At 41.0% G+C, this 3642-nt stretch carries 3 protein-coding genes; 2 read left to right on the top strand and 1 reads right to left on the bottom strand.

What is annotated here, in order from left to right; translation table 11 throughout:
• Positions 1-180 precede the first annotated feature (180 nt).
• On the bottom strand, positions 181-2559 hold the full coding sequence (locus KGY70_18970) for an ABC transporter permease (GenBank protein ID MBS3777286.1): 2379 nt from the start codon (positions 2557-2559) through the stop codon (positions 181-183).
• 102 nt (positions 2560-2661) lie between these two features.
• Here KGY70_18970 and KGY70_18965 point away from each other — a divergent pair, with 102 nt between their 5' ends.
• Both KGY70_18965 and KGY70_18960 read left to right on the top strand, forming a co-directional pair.
• A complete protein-coding gene (locus tag KGY70_18965) occupies positions 2662-2883 on the top strand; it encodes a DUF433 domain-containing protein (protein ID MBS3777285.1) in 222 nt (73 codons plus the stop codon).
• A gap of 5 nt (positions 2884-2888) precedes the next feature.
• On the top strand, positions 2889-3242 hold the full coding sequence (locus tag KGY70_18960) for a DUF5615 family PIN-like protein (GenBank protein ID MBS3777284.1): 354 nt from the start codon (positions 2889-2891) through the stop codon (positions 3240-3242).
• Positions 3243-3642: the final 400 nt, after the last annotated feature.

Raw genomic sequence — 3642 nt, 5'->3', positions numbered from 1 at the left:
TAATGATCCACCAAAATGTTTGTTGTGTTTTTGCTAAAGGCGTACTCATACACCATTCTCCAATCTTTTCCAGTCACCTTTTATCCTGTCTCCGTTTTTCCGGTTTCCGTCCTCCGGTCTCCATTCTTTTTTCTCCGGTCTCCGGTTTCCGGTCTCCTTTCCTCCGGTCTCCAGTTATTCTTATTCATATCTGAGTGACTCCACAGGATTTCTCCTCGCTGCTCTCCAGCTCTGCCAGCTTACCGTCAACAATGCAATTCCCATTGCAATCAAGCCTGCCAGGGCAAAGATCCACCAGCTCAGATCGGTTTTATAGGCAAAGTTCTGCAGCCATTGATTCATGACATACCATGCTATAGGGGCTGCTATAACAAAGGCAATGGCCACCCACCTTAAAAAGTCGGTATTCAGCAGGATTAAAATTTGAGGCACTTTGGCGCCGTTGACCTTACGGATGCCGATCTCTTTGGTTCTTTTATTTATATCCTCGGTAGCCAGAGCGATCAACCCAAGCGAGGAGATGAGTAGGGCTATCAGGGTAAGCAAACCATAGGCCTGACCCAATTTCTTTCCCTTTTTATACATGGCTTTTAGGTCTTCCGATAAAAAGGAATAGGTGAAAATTTCTCCGGGGTTCACAGATTGGTGGAGATCTTCTATGCTGTTGATGGTTTGGGCCATGCTTTCTTTTTCAATATCAATAAAAAAAGTGTTTTTCAGATCTCTGAAATAAAAAAACACGAGCGGCTTGACTTTTGAAGCCAGATGCTGGTAGTTAAAGTTTTCTACCACCCCAATAATCTCTAAGCTTCCTGGCCAGTACTTATTCTTTATCCTGGCACCTTCAATATCATCGATGTCCCAGAATTTTTTTGCGGCCTCATTGATGACCACACTACCTAATCCCGGCCGGTCCCTCTCTTCAGAAAAAAACCGACCCTCTTGCATTTTAAGACCCAAGATATTTTTATAATCTGGGTAGGCATTCAAAGTATTCTGCGAAGTGTATTCCTTTTCACTGTTTGCAGGCTTTAAGGGCATCATATTGGGCTCAAAAGGAACAGCGCCCTGGCTGAACGATTTAACACCTGGAATTTTACGCAGGGTCGCTTGAATTCTCTGATAATTTTCTTTTCTCTCAGACTTTTGTTTCATCCTCTTCTCCCTGCTATCAGATTTTGGTGCATCGGTAAAAAACTGGGTATACATGACGGTGGAGGTTTTAAGGCCGGTATCCTTATTCAACATGGCCTGATATTGCTTATAAACAAGAATGGAAGAGATGATCAGTGCGATGGTAAAGGTATATTGAATGAGTACAAAGGCCCTTCGGGTGCCATAATTACCCTGTACGACATTCACATTTCTGATAACCGGTTCTTTTGAAAGGATAAATATTTTTATCGCAGGGTAAATCAATGTAAACAGATAAAAAAGCAGAACACCGGCAGGAATGAAAAGCATATAAAATACGTATTGTTCTTCAATTAGAATATTATGTCCCACCAGTGCCTTTGTAAAGGCATGGAACAAGAAAGCAACGGCCAATACCTGCAGGCAGTATTCAAAGAAGATAAGGGAAATTTTCTGCCACAGGATGTGCTTCCTTCTTGCTCCAAAAATCCTGTGAATACTGAATTTGGTATTTTCAGCACTATACAGGGTAGATTGCAGGTTTGAATAATTGATTACGGAAACCAGGAACAAAATGGCGGCAATACCTGCCAAAACCCTAAGTCTATGGTAATCGCCGTTGTTTTCCAACACACCCGAGAAATGGTAATCACTGCCTTTAAAATAAGCCTCTTTAAAAGGGATAATGCTTAATATTGCTTCATCCATCTGAAAATGGCTTTTATCTCTTATTAAAAATTTATGCATTTCCCGGAATTTATCACTACTAAAGCCTTGAGAGATTAACAAAAAGCCCACCCCGGTTTTGGGATATCGTTTAAAGGAGTCTTCAGAAATGATAAACTCAAAGCTCATCGATGAATTAACGGGTATTTCTTCAAGTACACCACATACCGTAAATAACTGTTTGTTTTCGATTAAAATTTCAAAGCTTTTTCCCATGGGATTTTCATCCCCAAACATTTTACGGGCCAGTTCCTTTGTCAGAATCACCCCGTTGGGGTCTTCCCGGAATAGCTCTACATTTCCCCTGGCTAATCCAAAATCAAAGATGTCGAAGAAATTATCCTGAACGATAAAGCAGTTGGACTGAAAGGTATGTTGATCATGAGTGATTCGAATTTCATCATTGCTGTATTTCTTGACGCTTGTAAATTGTTGAATACCCGGTATGCTTTGAATTTTACCCCTGTTTTTTTCCCGGGGCATATCAGTTCCTCTCCAATCGCTCAAAGGCGTATTTTTCTGAACCAGTACATGGATGTTGTCCGTATTGCTGTGAAACCGGTCGGTATTCAGCTCCTGGTAAACATAGCTTATGATGAGCAATGTAAAAACCAGGCCAAGAATCAAGCTGAGGTGCTTGGCGATGTAGATGAATCTGAAACGGGTAAATGTTCTGAATTTGGCTCGAAGTTGTTTCATGGTTGATTGTATTATATTAATTCATGTTAAGCTCTCGTTGTATAGTTGTTGATCCTTTTAATGGATTAAAAAATTGGTATATTTGTAAAAAGGGATAAAAACATGGACTGGAGAGAATACATATCAACAGACCCGAAGGTGATGTATGGGAAACCTGTAATAAAAGGGACAAGGATACCAGTTGATCTAATCCTGGAACGCCTTTCCTCAGGTGAAACCATTGATCAGTTATTGGAGGCATACCCACATATAGATAAACAGGCGATTTTTGCATGTTTGGCTTATGCGACTTCTTCCATCCGAAATGAAACGCTTGACGAATAAAATCAATGATTTTTGTTGCAGACGAAAGTGTTGACTTTGTTGTCATTAAAACGCTGAGAAGATATAATATACAAATTATATCAATCCTTGAAATTTCTCCAGGTATATCTGATGATGAAGTTTTGGTACTTGCATTTGAAAAAGGAGCGCCGCTTATTACATTTGATAAGGATTTTGGTGAACTAACCATAAGGTTGAAAAAACCAAACCATGGAATTATTTTGGTTCGCTTATCCGGTAAAACCAGCCAGGAAAAATCAGAAACTATCTTGAATTTCATAGAAAAACATAAGAATGAATTAATTAACAAATTTTCAGTTTTACATCCCAACAAAATACGCATTCGAACTATCATTTAATGATCCACCAAAATGTTTATTTTGTTTTTGCTAAAAGTGCACTTATACTCCATTCTCCAATCTCCGTTTCCCAGTCTCCGTTCCCCGGTTTCCGTTCTCCCTTTCTCCGGTCTCCGTTCTGCGCTCTCCGTTCTCCGTTTTCCTTTCTCTCCCTCCTCCGGTCTTCTTTCCTCCGGTCTCCGTTCCCCGTTTTCCGGTTTTCCTCGTAATAAGGATCTATACCTTGCTATCGGCCCCTGCCTTGCGCTCCAGGACAATGGTGTGCCATGGTCACTTTTCGTAGTTGGAGCGCCCGTGTTCCCGGCATTTCCTGTGCTATCGCTATTCGCCGTCTACAACGGCGGGAAAGCCAACCGAGCGTATTCACCAGGAAAAGCCTATCCAGGAACACAATGAATGA

It is taken from the genome of Bacteroidales bacterium (genome assembly GCA_018334875.1).
Taxonomy (GTDB): domain Bacteria; phylum Bacteroidota; class Bacteroidia; order Bacteroidales; family UBA12077; genus JAGXLC01.
The sequence above is the reverse complement of the archived record's forward strand: the minus strand, read 5'-3'. Positions and strand labels throughout refer to the sequence as shown.

What these genes read in the sequence shown, in the direction of transcription:
- KGY70_18970 (MBS3777286.1), bottom strand. Translation starts at nt 2,559, where the DNA reads ATGAAACAACTTCGAGCCAAATTCAGAACATTTACCCGTTTCAGATTC.
- KGY70_18965 (MBS3777285.1), top strand. Translation starts at nt 2,662, where the DNA reads ATGGACTGGAGAGAATACATATCAACAGACCCGAAGGTGATGTATGGG.
- KGY70_18960 (MBS3777284.1), top strand. Translation starts at nt 2,889, where the DNA reads ATGATTTTTGTTGCAGACGAAAGTGTTGACTTTGTTGTCATTAAAACG.